We start from the raw sequence: 15,832 nt of genomic DNA, 5'->3' as shown, positions 1-15,832 counted from the left end.
GGCCCGGCTTCTGCCATTTTCTGCCAGAAACTGCCAATCGACTGCCACCTACAATTGACAGTGACAGCCAGAACGCCCGCCCCAGGCCTTTGAATTCAATGAATGGGCGGTAAAAGCAGTGCACGCCGGTTGGCACGTTTATTGACAGTCCAAGGGATGACTGCCCGCCCCGGCCGGCGTCACCCTATTGTTCGGAGAGCCCAATGATCATCGGCGCATCGCTGTGCGTAGAAGCCTTTTTCGACCACCAGACATGGACCATCAGCTACCTGGTGATGGACCTCGACACCCGGCGCTGCGCGTTGATCGACAGCGTGCTGGACTACGACCCCAAGTCCGGCCGCACCCGCACCGAGTCCGCCGACAAGCTGATTGCCCGGGTGCGTGAACTCGATGCCCAGGTCGACTGGATCCTCGAGACCCACGTGCACGCCGATCACCTGTCCGCCGCGGCCTACCTCAAGGCGCAGCTCGGCGCGCGGGTGGCGATCGGCAACCAGATCACCGTGGTGCAACAGGTGTTCGGCAAGTTGTTCAATGAAGGCCAGGGTTTTGCCCGCGACGGCAGCCAGTTCGACGTGTTGCTCGAAGACGACAGCCGCTTCGCCATCGGCAACCTCCAGGCCCGCGCCCTGCACACCCCCGGCCATACCCCGGCGTGCATGACCTATCTGGTGCAAGTCGGTGAGGAGACCGTGGCCTTTGTCGGCGACACCCTGTTCATGCCCGACTACGGCACCGCCCGCTGCGACTTCCCCGGCGCCGACGCGCGCACCCTGTACCGCTCCATCGGCAAGATCCTCGCCCTGCCACCGCAGACCCGGCTGTTCATGTGCCACGACTACCTGCCCAACGGCCGCGAGCTGCAATACATGACCACGGTCGCCGAACAGCGCGCCAACAATATCCATATCCATGAAGGGATCGATGAAGACGCCTTTGTGCGCATGCGCGAAGCCCGCGACGCCACCCTGGAAATGCCGGTGCTGATCCTGCCCTCGGTGCAGGTCAACATGCGCAGCGGCCAGTTCCCGGAGCCCGACGACAACGGCGTGAGCTACCTGAAGATCCCGCTGAACGCCCTTTAAAACCTATAACGCCACTCCACCAGGAGACGCTGCCATGCGCCCGATTTCCCCCATCCAACGAGCCGTCAACGGCAGCCACCAGGTGCTGATCGTCGGCGGCGGCGCGGCTGGCATTGCCACCGCGTCCAGCCTGATCAGCCGCGAACCGCACCTGGACGTCGCCATTATCGACCCGGCCGACACCCACTATTACCAGCCCGGCTGGACCCTGGTCGGCGCCGGGGTGTTCCGCGCCGAAGACACCGCCCGCAGCATGGCCTCGCTGATCCCCAAGGGAGTGACCTGGATTCAGGCCGCGGTGAGCAGCTTCGAGCCGGAGCACAATGCCCTGGTACTCAACGACGGTCGCGTGCTGGGTTATGACCAGTTGGTGGTCTGCCCGGGCCTCAAGCTCGACTGGAACGCCATCGACGGCCTGAGCGAAACCCTGGGCAAGAATGGCGTGACCTCCAACTACCGCTACGACCTCGCGCCCTACACCTGGCAACTGGCGCAGAACCTCAAGCAGGGCCAGGCGCTGTTCAGCCAGCCGCCGATGCCGATCAAATGCGCCGGCGCGCCACAGAAAGCCATGTACCTGTCCTGCGATCACTGGCTGCGCAGCGGCCGGTTGGGGCAGATCAACACACGCTTTTTGAATGCCGGCGGCGTGCTGTTCGGCGTGCCGGACTACGTACCGGCGCTGATGGAGTACGTGAAGAAGTACAACATCGCCCTGGATTTCGGCCACAACCTGGTGGCGGTGGACGGCCCCGGCAAACGGGCGACCTTCGTGCGCAACAACGCCGATGGCCAGCAGGAACGCATCGAGCTGCCCTTCGACATGCTGCACGTGGTGCCGCCGCAGACCGCCCCGGACTTTATCCGTAACAGCCCGCTGGCGGATGCCGCCGGCTGGATCGACGTCGACCCGCACAGCCTGCAACACAAGCGCTACAGCAACATCCATGGCCTCGGCGACGGGACCAATACCAGCAACGCGAAAACCGCCGCGGCGGCGCGCAAGCAGGCGCCGGTGGTGGCCACCAACGTGCTGGTGAACCTCAAGCGCCTGCCGACCCGGGCGCAGTACGACGGTTACGGCTCCTGCCCGCTGACCGTGGAGCGCGGCAAGATCGTCCTCGCCGAATTCACCTACGGCGGCAAGGTCGCGCCGAGCTTTCCGGCCTGGCTGCTGGACGGGCGTCAGCCGACCCGCCGCGCCTGGTGGTTGAAGGAGCGCATCCTGCCGCCGCTGTACTGGCGCGGCATGCTCAAGGGCCATGAGTGGCTGGCGCGGCCCAGCCTGGTGACGGACCTGCCGGAATCATGAGTGAGTACAGCTTGTTGGGCGCCGGGCTCGGCGCGCTGATCGGGGCGATCCTGGCATTGACCGGGGCCGGCGGTGGGATTCTCGCGGTGCCACTGCTGGTGTTCGGCCTCGGCCTGAGCATGGTCGAGGCCGCGCCCATCGGCCTGCTCGCGGTGGGCCTGGCGGCCGCCGTGGGCGCGGTGCTGGGGCTACGCGAAGGCATCGTGCGTTACCGCGCCGCCGGCTTCGTCGCCGCCATCGGCATCCTTATGGCGCCCCTGGGTTTGTGGCTGGCCCACCGCCTGCCGAACCTGCCGCTGGCCCTGCTGTTTTCCGCGGTGCTGCTGTACGCCTGCGGACGCATCCTGCTCAAGGCCACCCGCGAACTGCGCCACGGCCAACCCGCGCCCCGCGCCGAGTTCCGCCCCTGCGTGCTCAACCCGCTGCAAGGCCGGCTACGCTGGACCCTGCCCTGCGCTCGCGCCCTGACCTTCACCGGCATGCTCTCCGGGCTGCTCTCCGGCCTGCTCGGGGTCGGCGGCGGCTTCGTGATCATCCCGGCGCTGACCCGCTACACCAACCTCGACAGCAAAAGCATCGTCGCCACCTCCCTGGCGGTGATCGCCCTGGTGTCCACCGGCAGCGTGATCACCGCCAGCCTCAGCGGCGTGATGCACTGGGCGGTGGGCGCGCCCTTCGCCGGCGGCGCGGTGCTGGGGCTGATTGCCGGTCGGCAGGTCGCCCGTTACCTGGCAGGGCCGCGGCTGCAGCAGTTGTTTGCCTTGGTGGGGATGCTGGCGGCGGTGATGCTCAGCCTCGGAGCACTCGGCGCCTGGCGTTGAACCCGCAATCGCGAGCAAACGCTCTTCTGTAGGAGCGAAGCTTGCTCGCGATAGCGCCCGCCCAGGCAACAAAAACATCCCGGCAATCAATCGCCCCTACAACCAAATCAGCACCTGCCCAGCCTCTTGCAGATTCCTCCTAAATCCTTGCCCCGCCATTCCCGGTACGGTTTCCAGCGCCCCTTTCGCCTGAACCAGGACCACTCATGGCCAGCAACGGACCCGGGCCAATGCCCAGCCTTCTACGGCCCGCCAATCCCAACCAGCGTCCCAACCAGCGCCCCGCTGAACGCGCCGCCGAGACCGAACAGCCCAGCTACGGCGAACAGCTCTGGGCCCAATATGAGAAATACGCCAAGGAACCTGCGCCACCGCCTGAAAAGGTCCAGGTGGCGCTGCGCATCGGTGTGTTCTTCGACGGCACCGGCAACAACGCCAGCAACTCGGCCATGGGCCAGATTTGCGGGGCGCAGCATGCCATTGAAGCCAGAGATATCGATGGTAGTTGCAAGCCGTATATGAGGGATCCGGAGAGTAGTTATGGGAATGATGTGAGTAATGTTAAGCGGTTGAGTGATTTGTACTTTTCCGCCCAAGAACCCGAAGGCATGGATCTGCAAAAGCGAGCCTCCTTTGCAATTTATCTCGAGGGTATCGGTACGCAGACGGGCAAAAAAGACAGCCTGATAACCTCAGGTACGGGGCGTGGCGACACAGGAGTCGCAGGATGTGTGCAGAAGGCATTCCGTGAGATCAAGGAACGTATTGCATTTTTCTTCGAGCAATATCCCGACAGTGAAATATCCTCGTTGACCTTCGATGCTTTCGGCTTTAGCCGGGGAGCCGCAGCGGCCCGGCATTTTGCCAATGAAGTCGTACGCTGGCTGGGTCCGCTTGAACTGATTCTGCACGACCACTCCAATGCACTCAGCCCCCGCTTCAACCGGCAGTATGGCCGCGATGTCGACATGGGCTTTATCGGCCTGTTCGACACAGTACCGTCGGTTGCCGGCGTGAGTAATCTGGGCAACGTGCGCAGCGCCATTGCCCCAGGCATCAAGCTGCACCTCGACCGCCGCTACTTTCGCTCAGTCGTCCAACTGGTCGCACGCGACGAGTACCGGGTCAACTTTGCCCTGAGCCGGGTCAAACCCGACCACACGGAGATCACCCTACCCGGCGCGCACTCGGATATCGGCGGCGGTTATCTGGATGAGGTACAGGAGTGTGTACTGATCAGCCCAATGCAGGCGCTGGAGGTGCCACTCGATACTGATGTAACCCAGACCTCGATTTACCGAGACGCGGTACAGGCAAAATCGCGCTGGCTGGCCAAGGGCTGGCCCGCACAATGGCTGGAAATCGTCACACCGGTGCCGATGGTTCTACCGCAAGATCCGCAGGACCGTCTCGGCTTACGACAAAAACGAGTGTATGTGGGCGTGCAGATCAAGCGCCCGATGAGCAACAGACTATCGAGGGTGTATCTGCGTGTGATGTATGAGTTGGCCAAGGAGAACGGCGTACGCTTCAACACCATCGACGAACAAGACCCGGACTACGCCATACCGCAAGAGCTGCAAGCCCTTTGTGACAGATTTGTCGCCGGTGACTACAGTACGACTCCAGCTGAGGAGACCATGCTCAAGCTGCGTTATATCCATCTTTCGGCCCACTGGAACCACCCGCTTGGCAAACAGGATGGTGGCAGCCTTAAAGTCGTCTATATCAACGCCCCCACGGTGGATGCCGTGCGTGCGCAACACCCTCACGTACCTGACTGGACGCTTTGGTAATGAGAATGTTCATCGCCCTGCTGGGCGCACTGCTGCTGACTGGCTGTCAGGCCACTGATCCGCTATCCGGAAAAAACGACCCCAAAAATCCCTGGTGGGATCTTGGTTTCACCGAGCCCAACTACATGAAAGTCTGGGTTGAAGACAGCGCGGTAGAAGATATCAACGGAAAACTGTTTCGCCGCACCGGCGGCGGAACTGCAGCAGGCGGACAACCTGAGGACAACCGGGAGTCTGCAAGGGGATGGACAGGAGTCGGTGTTGGTGGCAAATCCGTAATCGGTGCCGACCTGCCCAAACGCATTTTCGTGCGCTGGCAATCGGTGGTTGAACCGCAAGCCTATCGGGTATGGATCGACATCCCGGAAGAGGCTCGACAGATCATGCGCAGAGCGACCGACCGTCGTTGCCCAAAAACTCCAAAACAAACCGCCAGCTACATGGCCTCGGTCAATCTGGGGCTTGCGCCAGGTGGAATTGTTCAGGTTTGGGTAAGAGACGAATGCCGTCATCCGATCAAAGTCGCCCGCGTCCAAGCTGAGATTGAACCGCTGGGACCACACCAGGGTAAATCAAACGGGCACTATTACCCCCTGTCCGAGAACTCCAAGCGCTATATCGAGAAGTACGGCATTCCCTATGGCAGTTGGTAGGCAGAGCTCCTTTATTACGTGCCCCCCTATACCTACCCGACTGAACGCTTTGGTAATGAGAGCATTCACCGTCTTGCTGGGCGCACTACTGCTAACTGGCTGCCTGGCCAGCGATCCACTTTCTGGGAAAAACGACCCCAAAAACCCCTGGTGGGAGCTTGGCTTTACCGAACCCTACTACATGAAAGTCTGGGTCGAAGACAGCGCAGTAGAAGATATCAACGGAATGCTATTTCGACGCACCGGTGGTGGAACTGCATCAGGCGGCAACCTCGGTTACCAAAAGGAATGGGCCAGAGGCTGGAGCGAAGTTGGTGGTGATGGCAAATCGGTGATCGGTGCCGACCTGCCCAAACGCATTTTCGTTCGCTGGCAATCGGTGGTTGAACCGCAAACCTATCGGGTATGGATCGATATCCCGGAAGAGGCCCGACAGATCATGCGCAAGACCACGGCCCGTCGGTGCCCGGAAACGCCACAGCAAACCGCCAGCTATATGGCCTCAGTCAATCTAGGGCTGGCGCCGGGAGGCATTGTCCAGGTCTGGGTAAGAGATGAATGTCATCACCCAATCAAAGTCACCCGCGTCCAAGCTGAAATTGAACCACTGGGACCACACCTGGGTAAATCAAATGGGCACTATTACCCCTTGTCCGAGAACTCCAAGCGGTACATAGAGAAATACGGCATCCCCTATGGCAGTTGGTAGGCAGAACCCTTCTGGTATCGAAGCGCGCTGCTTAATAATCACGTCCCCTCACCTACCTGACTGGACGCTTTGGTAATGAGACTATTCGTCGCCCTGTTGGGAACATTACTGTTAAGTGGCTGCCAAGCCACCGACCCACTTTCAGGAAAAGATGATCCAAAGGCACCTTGGTGGCAGCTCGGCTTCACCCAGCCGTACTACATGAAGGTCTGGGTCGAGGACACTGCCGTTGAAGATATCAATAGCCAACTCTTCAAACATACCGGGCGCGGCTCCGCTGCAGGTGGTGACCCCGGTTTAAAGAAGGAATGGGCCAGGGGCTGGGATGGTGTTGGAGGCGATGGCTGGTCAGTGGTGGGGGCCGATCTGCCTAAGCGTATTTATGTGCGCTGGCAATCAGTGGTTGAACCACAAGCCTATCGGGTATGGATCGATATCCCGGAAGAGGCCCGACAGATCATGCGCAAGACCACAGCCCGTCGTTGCCCGGAAACGCCACAGCAAACCGCCAGCTACATGGCCTCGGTCAATCTGGGGCTGGCGCCGGGCGGCATTGTTCAAGTGTGGGTAAGGGATGAATGCCGTCATCCGATCAAAGTCGCCCGCGCCCAGGCGGAGATTGAACCGCTGGGACCGCACCTGGGTAAATCAAATGGGCACTATTACCCCCAGTCCGAGAACTCCAAGCGGTACATAGAGAAATATGGCATTCCCTATGGCAGTTGGTAGGCTCCCCTTCTGGTAGAGGGACGCCTTGGTAATGAGAGTACTCATCGCCCTACTGGGTACGCTGATGCTCTGCAACATACCGCTGCTCTCGCAGACAACTCCCCACCTGACAGCACCACTCCCCTCTAGCCACCTCGCACATATCACACCACCCCCCCAAAGACTAAACTCCACTCACCCTTCCCCTGCACAAGGTCCCCTTCCCCATGAACATCGACTGGCTGCACTTCACCCCCTGGAGCGCCCTCGCCGGTGGCGCGCTGATTGGCCTGGCCGCCGGCATATTTGTGATGGCCAACGGGCGCATCGCCGGGATCAGTGGCTTGCTGGGCAGTCTGTTGCAACCAGGCAGCGAAGGCTGGAGCGAAAAGGCCCTGTTCCTCTCGGGCCTGCTGCTGGCGCCGTTGTTCTGGGGGCTGTTCCAGGTGTTGCCGACAATCGAGTTCCAAAGCGGCATCGCCGGCCTGATCGGCGCCGGGCTGTTGGTGGGCCTGGGTACGCGCTACAGCGCGGGCTGCACCAGTGGCCATGGGGTCTGTGGCATCTCCCGATGGTCGCCGCGCTCATTGGTCGCCACCCTGAGTTTTATGCTGACCGGCTTTATCACCGTCTGGCTGTTGCGCCACGGGATGGGGCTATGAACATGCGCAAAGTCACAGCCTTTATCGCCGGTCTGTTGTTTGGCCTCGGCCTGCTGCTGTCGGGCATGACCAACCCGACCAAGGTCCTGAACTTTCTGGACCTGGCGGGCCAGTGGGACCCGTCCCTGGCGCTGGTGATGTTCGGCGCCATCGGCGCTGCCTGGTGGCCGTTCCACTGGGCCATCAAACAGCCCAATGCCCTGCTCGGCGCGACCATGCAATTGCCCACCCATCGCGATATCGACCGCCGCCTGATCGGTGGCAGCCTGCTGTTCGGCATCGGCTGGGGCATCGCCGGCATCTGCCCGGGGCCGGGGCTGACCCTGCTGTTCACGCTCCATTGGCAGGCTTGGGTATTTGTCCTGGCCATGCTGGCGGGCATGCTGCTGTTTCAGTGGCTGGAAGCGCGCCGCACGCACTGAGCCCTTGGCGAACCAGACCCGCCAAGGTTAGTGTCCGGGTCTACCGATCGAAGGATGCCCCCACATGGACTGTGAAATCCGCCCCGCCAACGAGCAGGACGCCGACGCCATCAGCCGCCTGATCATCGCCGCCCTGCAGACCAGCAACGCCCAGGACTACCCAGCCGCCGTGATCGCCCAGGTGCGGCAAAACTTCAGCCCGCCCGCCGTGCGCCAGTTATTGAGCAAACGCCAGGTCTGGGTGGCCCAGGCGGCCGGCGAAATCGTCGGCACCGCCAGCCTCGACGGCCAGGTGGTGCGCTCGGTCTTCGTCGCCCCGGAAAGGCAAGGCCAGGGCGTCGGCCGCCAACTGATGGCCAAACTCGAACACCAGGCCCTGAGCGCCGGCATCACTCAGCTGACCGTGCCCTCCTCGATCACCGCCGAAGGCTTCTACGCCAACCTGGGCTTTCGTACCCTGCGCGAGCAATACCATGGCGAGGAACGCACCCTGATCATGCAACGCGAGCTAGATCAGACAACGCACAACCTGTAGCCGCTGCCGAGCAACGCGAGGCTGCGCCCGACTGCGCAGCAGTCGCCAAACCTGCAAACACGGCCTGTCTGAATAACCACCAAGACCAACCTACAAAACCAAACCCGACTCAGGGCAAAGCCTCAAACCGCCCACTCCCCTCATCCCACTGAAACCCCGGCACCTTGCAGTCGCTCAAACTGATCCGCAGGCTCTCCCCCTCCGCCTGCACCTGCAACATATCCACCCCTTGATACAGACAACCCGGCGCCATCAGCGTCAGGGTCTGCAGCGGTTTGCCGCTGGCCTTGTCCACCACCTCGATCGCCGTTATCCGCTGGTCATTGCCCTGCATCGGCACCTGGAAATACCAACGCTTGGTGGACGCACTCTGCAACAGCGTGGTGTTCGGCTGCGGCCACGAGTAGTCCGAGTTCACCAGGGCCACCAGCTTCAGGGCGATGGGCAAGGTCTTGCCGGTGCGATAGCTGGTCCAGCTGCCGCGCACCTGCTCGCTCTGGCGGCTGACCATCAGGTCGTTGAACTGCAAGCGCGCCACCGGCAGGCCCTGCTCGTCCAGCTCGTCCATGGCCAGCACCTTGTTGCTGAAGCTGAAGGTCGGCTTGAGGCGGATCGGCGTGCGATAGCGCTGGTAGGCATAGGTCCCCTGGTACAACGCATTCTGGCTGCCCAGTGTCAGCACAATGGCCTGCTTGCCCAAGGTGCCCTGGTACACCCCATGGGCCGCTTGCGCCGGCACTAGCCACGACACCAGCCACAACGCCGCCAGCCCGCGAAAAAAATCAACCACCCGCATCAGAAACGCTCCTCGCCAGACTGAATGAATTCCAGCCGGTCAGGGCTGATCACACGGTAATAATCCCAACGCCGGGTGCCCGCACTGAAGTTGATAAAGTCCTGCTGGCTGAACTCCATCTGCCCGCCCGCGGCAAAGCGCACAGTGCCTTCCGCGGCGAACTGCTCCAGCTGCGGATGGCGCAGATACGCCTGGGTCTGTGGGTGGTACAGGTAATACTGGGTCGGCGCGCACAGCACACCGCCGTACGGGCCGTTCAAGCTGTAGCTCTGCACCTGGAAATCGATGCTTGAATCGGCATCGAAATGCTCGAAGGTCAAGGTACGGGTCCCGGTCGGAGCCAGGCACCACTGCCCGCCCACCTCCTGCACCACCTCGCCGGTGGCCCGGCTCAGCACCCGGATGTTGTCCACCCGCCCCGTGTCCTCCCCGGCATTGCGCACGGCATGCACACTGAAATAGAACTGCTTGTCGGCCGCCGGCTGCAACAACTCACCGTCAAAGGCCTCGCGCTGACTTCCGCCAAAACGCATCACCCGCTGCAACTGCAACGGCTGCTGCACGCCCGTGCGCAAATCGACAAAGGCCCCCTGCAACGCCTCGGCCCCCTCGGCAAAGGGCTGCAACGACACAGCCGCCGCCGGCAAGGTCGGGTTATCCATGATATTGATCAACAGCCCCCCGCCCTGACGAAACGGCGTGAGCTCCAAAGGCATCGGCAACCGCTCGGCCCCGCTAAACCAATAGCCGGACATCCCGCCGCCATATTGCGAGTCATAGGTAAGCGCCAGCTCCACCGGCGTATCGCCGAGCGTGCCGCAGTAGGTGGTGATGGGGTTGGCGTTGGCCGTGGGCACACTCAGCGCCATACCCACAAACAGCGCCGGCGCCAACCGGAATAGAAAATGCCCCAGGCGAGACACACCACCCCGCGTCCCTGCCCCTACTCGCCTCCCGCCACCAACGGACTGGGTCATGCCTGCGCTCCTTGCAATGGGTAAAAGGCGCGCAGGATAGCAAAGTTGATTGGGGGATTAGAGAGTATTGCTGCGGCCCTGTAGCCGCTGCCGAGCCCGCGAGGCTGCGATGGGGCGCGCAGCGGCCCCAAACCGGCACACCACGATTCTTCAGATATGCCTCAGTGGCTGAATGACGGACGCTCCCCCAAGGTCTAGACCTGCGGTAACTGATCCAGTAGTGACCACCTCGCTTGCGACAAGGATCAACGACTCAGCCTCGCCCTACCCACAATCGAGACCTTTCCTACAGCCCTGCCGTTGTCCCGAATCCGCCTCACACCTATAGTTTTCACGTCTGCTGATTCCGGTCAGCGACAGGGTTTCGCAGCCCTACAGAAAAGTCGAACTACACCGCCAATGACAACTCAGGCAAACTTCGCCTGCGTTTCGCTTCATGGCGGCTGTGCGTGGGAGACCTTCGGGTCTGCCGGGTTTCTTCTTTTCCTCGGTCTGCGAACCCGCGTACAGCTGCCACCCAATTGATTCGCAGCAATCAGGTGGCAACTTTTTCATTCTTGAAAAGGACGACACCATGAAAACTCAAGATGCATCTGAACGCTTTATTCCTCTGACCCCAATTGCTAGCGATGGGCCGGTGCTGTTTATCGATAGCCACGCGCCTTTAGCAGATCTACATGCATGCGCCAGCGAGCGTTTGCTCACCACTCTCGATTACCTGAATTTGATGGCCTGCACTACGTTGCGAGACTCCAGCGAAAAGGACATTGGCACCGTGACCAATACCGCCCGGTTGTTGCTGCAGGATGTGCGGGATGTGTTGGCGGTGATTGAAACGCGCGCCTTTAGTGCGTGATCCACAGTCAAAGAAAGCCGGCCACAAGCCGGCTTTTTAATTGTCCAAAATAATCCTACCCCATCCGAGAATCCACCTGATAGCTTAGCTATTCCAGGGGTTTCAGGCATTCCTCTGTCCGATGGCGTTCAACGCCATTTGACTTCATCCGACGATGAAGTGGGGGGACAGGTGGGGGGACAAAAGGGACGACAGGGGAAATCCAATGGGTAAGCTGAATCCGAAACAAGTCGAAAACCTGACCGAACCCGGCACCTATGAAGATGGGGATGGGCTACGGTTGGAAATCAAACCTAGCGGGAGTAAATCCTGGACACTTCGCTTCCAACTGGCAGGTCGCCGTAGAGAGATGGGCTTGGGCTCATTCCCTGAAGTGACTCTGAAAAAGGCCAGGCTCGCCGCCAGCGCCAAACGCACTCAAGTGAGCGACGGTGTAGATCCGTTAGCCGTTCGCGACATCGAACGCGCAGCCCAACGCGAAGCACAGCGATCCAGCGAGGCTAAACAGCTGAAGTTCGAGACGCTCGCGAAAGAATACTGTGATGCCCACGGGGGCACCTGGTCAGAGAAATGGCGCAAAGGCTGGCTGCGCAAGCTGGAGCTGTATGCGTTTGACCATATCGGCAAGTTGTCTGCCGATGAGATAGGTACGCCTCAGGTGCTCAAGGTGCTGCAACCCATTTGGGCCACCAAAACCAGAACCGCTGACGAGGTACGTGGCCAGATTGAACAAGTTCTGGATGCAGCCAAGTCACACAACCTGCGAGAAGGTGAGAACCCTGCACGGTGGCGTGGTCACTTAGAGAATCTGCTAAGTCGTGCTGAAAAGAAGAAGGCTCGCAAACGCGAGCACTTCGAAGCCTTGCGGTGGCAGGACGTGCCAGCTCTGATGACAAAGCTCAGTACAAACACGGCACCGGCCTCCCTTGCAGCTCAATTGCTGATCATGACCAGCGCCCGCGCTCACATGGTGAGGTTCGCTCGTTGGGACGAGTTTGATTTGGAAGCTGGTACTTGGTCGCTGCCAGACGAGCGGATGAAGATGCGGGTAGCATTCGTAATTCCACTTGCTGAAGAAGTCGTGACGCTGGTGAAGAGCTTTGAGCGAAGTGATAGCCCGTTTCTATTTCCAGGCCAGGGCAAGTCAGGGGTCATGCACGCAAACGCCATACGAACGCTCCTACACGGCATGAAATACGAACACATCACACGACACGGCTTTCGTTCATCATTTAGAGACTGGGCTGGGGAATGTACCCACTACCCTCGTGAGGTTTGCGAGATGGCTCTGGCGCATGATGAACGCGACCAGACTGAAGGGGCTTATTCGCGTTCGGACTTTCTCGATAAACGCCGACTGCTCATGAAGGACTGGGCGACTTTTCTCAAACCAACGCTCAATAACAATCTCGAAGTCTGAGTGTTTAGGTTATCAAGCCTGCATGCCGAAGGAATCGAAATGACCAACTTGCCGCAACCTCAAGCTGAAGCCCTGCATGAATTAGAGTGTCTAACAGAGGCACTACGCACAAACTGGAAGAACGAAAGACTTCGAATAGAAGATTCTTTGAAATACTTGGTGACTTACGCCCTTCACGACGACTACGACCACATTAAAAGCACCATAACAACTGAAATACAAACTGGAGACAAACACAAAGACCAGAAGACATCTCAATGGGTGATAAGTAACTCATCTTCGCAAATCACCCATGAACGAAAGAACACCTTAATCGCTCTCACCTATCTCCTGCTGTCCGAAGCCGAATACCGTCAAAATTTAATGGCTAGCGCTTTCAAGCTTATCTGTCACGCCAGCTACTTCGAGGGATATGCAAGTGGACTGGTCCAGCCCCGAATTAATGAAGGAGCTCGCGGGCGATCAAAGAACAGCCAAGAGAATCAGAACAAAATGGCGGCTTTAATCAGTTCGCATCGACCGGAAGGGGGTTGGAAGAAAGAGCGAGACGCTGCGAACTACCTTTACGATGAAGCCATAAAATTAAATAAAAGTGCGAGCATGCATCTTACCCCTTCACACCTTGCCAACCTCATGACAGATTGGATGAAGAAAGACGGCTCTGCATGCAGGGCTGCATTCCTAGGCAATGATTAAGCTAATCACTTGGTAGTGCCTCAGGCTGCTTTCTGGGCCTACCTCGCTTTGTTTCCTTGGGAGATGCCTTTCCTCCTTTCCCGAAGCACCTGCCTCCGTCAGGTGCGATCATTCGGATAAAGTAATCCGGTTTAGTCAGATATGCCGCAACAAGGCTTAACCCCGCCCTCAGACTGGTTTGATGATGACTGATCATGCCAACCCCTAAGATCCCTTTCTTTTCAAACGCCGCCTTGTTTTTGTTGCAGTTGTAATAAATCCCTTTCCCTTCAGTCACTGTGTCCACCCAGTATTCCCCCAGAATCTTGGCGATGACGATATCTTCCCGATGATCGACTCCATTCAAAAACAACAAAAAGTGATAGTGGTAGGATTTATCAAGGCCATATTCCAGTTTCCACGCATACCCTACGACACCCGGCGACTTAGAACTCCTGAGATATTTCAGTAAGGCTTTACGATGTCTTTTGGCTTCGGCATGGGTTATGGCCACATCTCCGCGAGGAACACAGTACTGGCTCCTATAGGTGAAATCGACACGAATCACTAGCATCCTGGCATAACGCACGAACAACGCTTCGTTATACTCAACCAGACTTTTATAATTCTTATTAGCAGGCCGGCTAAAACCTTTCAAAACCTTTTGAAACTCCACCCCACGGATTTCCTGCTTAACCTTTTCGGTCAAGTCATGGAGCAGGGACAACTCATCAGATTGAAGCAACTCGACCTTATACACATCCGTCCTTAGCTCTACCCCGACAAAGTGCTTCATAAAGACTTTCAGCAGCGGATTAAACTCATGACAGGGATAAACCTCCTTGATCATCCCAAAGTCCACATTTAGCAAGCCTAGACAGTCCTGCTCCAGCATTCTGACCTTCTTCTGTTTAGACATTGCGGTTGTACGAGGAAGAAACAACCCTTTCTCAAAGACCTTCAGGCGCGCCATCACACCGACAATTGAACGAATATCACTCGCCAACAACGCTTGATCGGTATACTGCTCAACCGTCTCGCCGTTGATGTCAGCGTGCATGTACGACTCATGTGGACTTGCCCCTATCAAACCGGACACCGGCACCCCGTTAAGTTGATGCCTCAGCCAGGCGCCTGAACTCCCGAGGTGAGCGGTAGTTCAGTGCGCTGTGCGGATGTTCCTCGTTGTAATGCTCGAAGGCGATGGCCAGGTTACGCAGGGCCGTCGCTCGATCGGGCTTGGGCATGTGACGGATGTAGTCACGCTTCATAGTCTTCACGAAGCTCTCCGCCATGCCGTTGCTCTGCGGGCTGCACACCGGAGTTGTCAGGGGCAGCAGGCCGATCTGCCGGGCAAAGCCCCGGGTCTGTTCAGCGGTATAGGCCGAGCCGTTATCGCTCAGCCATTGCACCGGCGATGTCGGTAGCTGGTCACCAAAGCGTTGCTCGATAGCTTCCAGCATCACATCTCGAACATCGTCGCCACTGTAGCCATTTGGGCTGGCCACCCAACTGATGGCCTCACGGTCGCAGCAATCCAGAGCGAAGGTTACACGCAGTTTTTCGCCGTCCTCGCAGCGAAACTCGAAGCCATCCGAACACCAGCGGGTGTTGCTCGTGTCCACCGCGACGCGACCTTCATGACGCCGCGCCACCCCCGGCTGCTTGCGCCGGCGCTCCAGCAACAGGTCGTGGTCTCGCATGACGCGGTATACCCGCTTCACGTTGATCGGTGGCTGGGCCTGCTGCTCATGCTGTCGACGCAAAAGGCCCCAGACCCGGCGATAGCCATAGCTGGGCAATGCGCCGACGGCCTGCTTGATCCGCTCGACCAGGGCCGCATCGTTGAGCGTCCGGCGACGACGCGGCTGCGCCCCCGGAGTGGGCTGTTTGAGCCGAGCCGTCAATTGCGAGCGCGCCACACCGAGACTCTCACTGACCGCTTTCACTGGTCGTCCCCCGGCAACAAGGGTGAGTGCGCAATCCATTTTCGCGAGCGGGCGATCTCCACCGCTTCCTTGAGGATTTCAGCCTCCATGGTCTTCTTGCCCAGCATCCGTTGCAGTTCGCGGATCTGCTTGAGGGCATCGGCCAGCTCGGAAGCAGGCACCACCGCTTCACCGGCACTGACTGCCGAAAGGCTGCCGTCCTGGTAGAGCTTGCGCCAGTGGAACAGTTGGTTGGGATTGATGCCGTTGCGCCGGGCCACCACCGAGACGCTTTGCCCAGGCTCCAGGCTCTCGCGCACCATGGTTAATTTCTCCTCGACGCTCCAACGGCGACGCCGCTCCTGGCCGAGCACTTCGATGCTTTTGTCTTTGCTGGTAGTCATAAACACAGTCGTTTGCCTATCCCTTATGGTAAGGGGGAAACGGTGTCCTGTGTTTCAAGGGGCTCGTTCA

General features: G+C 59.3%; 17 protein-coding genes. 13 read left to right on the top strand and 4 right to left on the bottom strand.

The annotated features are described in order from the left end of the window. Positions 1–203 precede the first annotated feature (203 nt). The 10 genes from PVZ80_RS15140 to PVZ80_RS15095 all read left to right on the top strand — a co-directional run bounded on the left by PVZ80_RS15140 (position 204) and on the right by PVZ80_RS15095 (position 8,706). Entirely contained in the window at positions 204–1,088 is an 885-nt protein-coding gene (locus PVZ80_RS15140; protein WP_016701766.1) for an MBL fold metallo-hydrolase, read from the top strand. Between the two features lie 34 nt (positions 1,089–1,122). Then, entirely contained in the window at positions 1,123–2,400 is a 1,278-nt protein-coding gene (locus tag PVZ80_RS15135) for an NAD(P)/FAD-dependent oxidoreductase (protein ID WP_124339980.1), read from the top strand. After that, positions 2,397–3,221 carry a sulfite exporter TauE/SafE family protein gene (locus PVZ80_RS15130; protein WP_103331714.1) on the top strand — a complete coding sequence of 275 codons (825 nt, stop codon included), beginning with the start codon at positions 2,397–2,399 and terminating at the stop codon, positions 3,219–3,221. Before PVZ80_RS15135 ends, PVZ80_RS15130 begins: the two co-directional genes overlap by 4 nt. A 206-nt stretch (positions 3,222–3,427) precedes the next feature. Continuing rightward, entirely contained in the window at positions 3,428–5,017 is a 1,590-nt protein-coding gene (locus PVZ80_RS15125; RefSeq protein ID WP_273864142.1) for a phospholipase effector Tle1 domain-containing protein, read from the top strand. Beyond that, complete coding sequence (locus PVZ80_RS15120; RefSeq protein WP_273864141.1) at positions 5,017–5,670, top strand: DUF2931 family protein; 654 nt, start codon at positions 5,017–5,019, stop codon at positions 5,668–5,670. The genes PVZ80_RS15125 and PVZ80_RS15120 overlap by 1 nt, the downstream gene beginning before the upstream one ends. Before the next feature lie 55 nt (positions 5,671–5,725). Further along, on the top strand, positions 5,726–6,379 hold the full coding sequence (locus PVZ80_RS15115) for a DUF2931 family protein (protein WP_273864140.1): 654 nt from the start codon (positions 5,726–5,728) through the stop codon (positions 6,377–6,379). A gap of 75 nt (positions 6,380–6,454) precedes the next feature. Continuing rightward, positions 6,455–7,108, top strand: coding sequence for a DUF2931 family protein (locus PVZ80_RS15110; protein WP_273864139.1), 654 nt, complete (start codon positions 6,455–6,457; stop codon positions 7,106–7,108). Between the two features lie 206 nt (positions 7,109–7,314). Then, positions 7,315–7,749: a YeeE/YedE family protein gene (locus tag PVZ80_RS15105; protein ID WP_009048441.1), complete on the top strand. Its 435-nt coding sequence runs from the start codon at positions 7,315–7,317 to the stop codon at positions 7,747–7,749. A 2-nt stretch (positions 7,750–7,751) separates the two neighbouring features. Then, the gene (locus PVZ80_RS15100; RefSeq protein ID WP_273864138.1) at positions 7,752–8,171 is read left to right on the top strand and encodes a DUF6691 family protein; all 420 of its coding nucleotides are present in this window, start codon (positions 7,752–7,754) and stop codon (positions 8,169–8,171) included. Between the two features lie 64 nt (positions 8,172–8,235). Further along, positions 8,236–8,706, top strand: coding sequence for a GNAT family N-acetyltransferase (locus PVZ80_RS15095; protein ID WP_273864137.1), 471 nt, complete (start codon positions 8,236–8,238; stop codon positions 8,704–8,706). Between the two features lie 109 nt (positions 8,707–8,815). On the opposite strand, the gene PVZ80_RS15090 is transcribed toward PVZ80_RS15095, so the two are convergent. Both PVZ80_RS15090 and PVZ80_RS15085 read right to left on the bottom strand, forming a co-directional pair. Further along, the gene (locus PVZ80_RS15090) at positions 8,816–9,502 is read right to left on the bottom strand and encodes a hypothetical protein (RefSeq protein WP_273864136.1); all 687 of its coding nucleotides are present in this window, start codon (positions 9,500–9,502) and stop codon (positions 8,816–8,818) included. Then, complete coding sequence (locus tag PVZ80_RS15085; protein WP_273864135.1) at positions 9,502–10,479, bottom strand: hypothetical protein; 978 nt, start codon at positions 10,477–10,479, stop codon at positions 9,502–9,504. Before PVZ80_RS15085 ends, PVZ80_RS15090 begins: the two co-directional genes overlap by 1 nt. A gap of 574 nt (positions 10,480–11,053) precedes the next feature. On the opposite strand from PVZ80_RS15085, the gene PVZ80_RS15080 reads away from it, so the two are divergent. The 3 genes from PVZ80_RS15080 to PVZ80_RS15070 all read left to right on the top strand — a co-directional run bounded on the left by PVZ80_RS15080 (position 11,054) and on the right by PVZ80_RS15070 (position 13,451). Beyond that, entirely contained in the window at positions 11,054–11,335 is a 282-nt protein-coding gene (locus PVZ80_RS15080; protein ID WP_135006448.1) for a fructose-bisphosphate aldolase, read from the top strand. Between the two features lie 205 nt (positions 11,336–11,540). Further along, positions 11,541–12,755 carry a tyrosine-type recombinase/integrase gene (locus PVZ80_RS15075; protein ID WP_273864134.1) on the top strand — a complete coding sequence of 405 codons (1,215 nt, stop codon included), beginning with the start codon at positions 11,541–11,543 and terminating at the stop codon, positions 12,753–12,755. Between the two features lie 39 nt (positions 12,756–12,794). Beyond that, positions 12,795–13,451 (top strand): hypothetical protein, encoded by a 657-nt coding sequence (locus tag PVZ80_RS15070; protein WP_273864133.1) that lies wholly within the window; start codon positions 12,795–12,797, stop codon positions 13,449–13,451. Between the two features lies 1 nt (position 13,452). Here the strand turns inward: PVZ80_RS15070 and PVZ80_RS15065 are convergent, their stop codons facing one another. After that, positions 13,453–14,490 carry a YagK/YfjJ domain-containing protein gene (locus PVZ80_RS15065; protein ID WP_273864132.1) on the bottom strand — a complete coding sequence of 346 codons (1,038 nt, stop codon included), beginning with the start codon at positions 14,488–14,490 and terminating at the stop codon, positions 13,453–13,455. 49 nt (positions 14,491–14,539) lie between these two features. Continuing rightward, positions 14,540–15,762 (bottom strand): IS3 family transposase gene (locus PVZ80_RS15060; protein WP_202946906.1). Its coding sequence is split into 2 segments (ribosomal slippage): positions 14,540–15,417 and positions 15,417–15,762, totalling 1,224 coding nucleotides; the frame shifts between segments, so codons are not numbered across the junction. Positions 15,763–15,832: the final 70 nt, after the last annotated feature.

It is taken from the genome of Pseudomonas sp. B3G-3, from assembly GCF_028640915.1.
GTDB classification, from domain to species: domain Bacteria; phylum Pseudomonadota; class Gammaproteobacteria; order Pseudomonadales; family Pseudomonadaceae; genus Aquipseudomonas; species Aquipseudomonas chlororaphis_I.
This window is presented reverse-complemented; position numbering and strand designations above follow the sequence as displayed.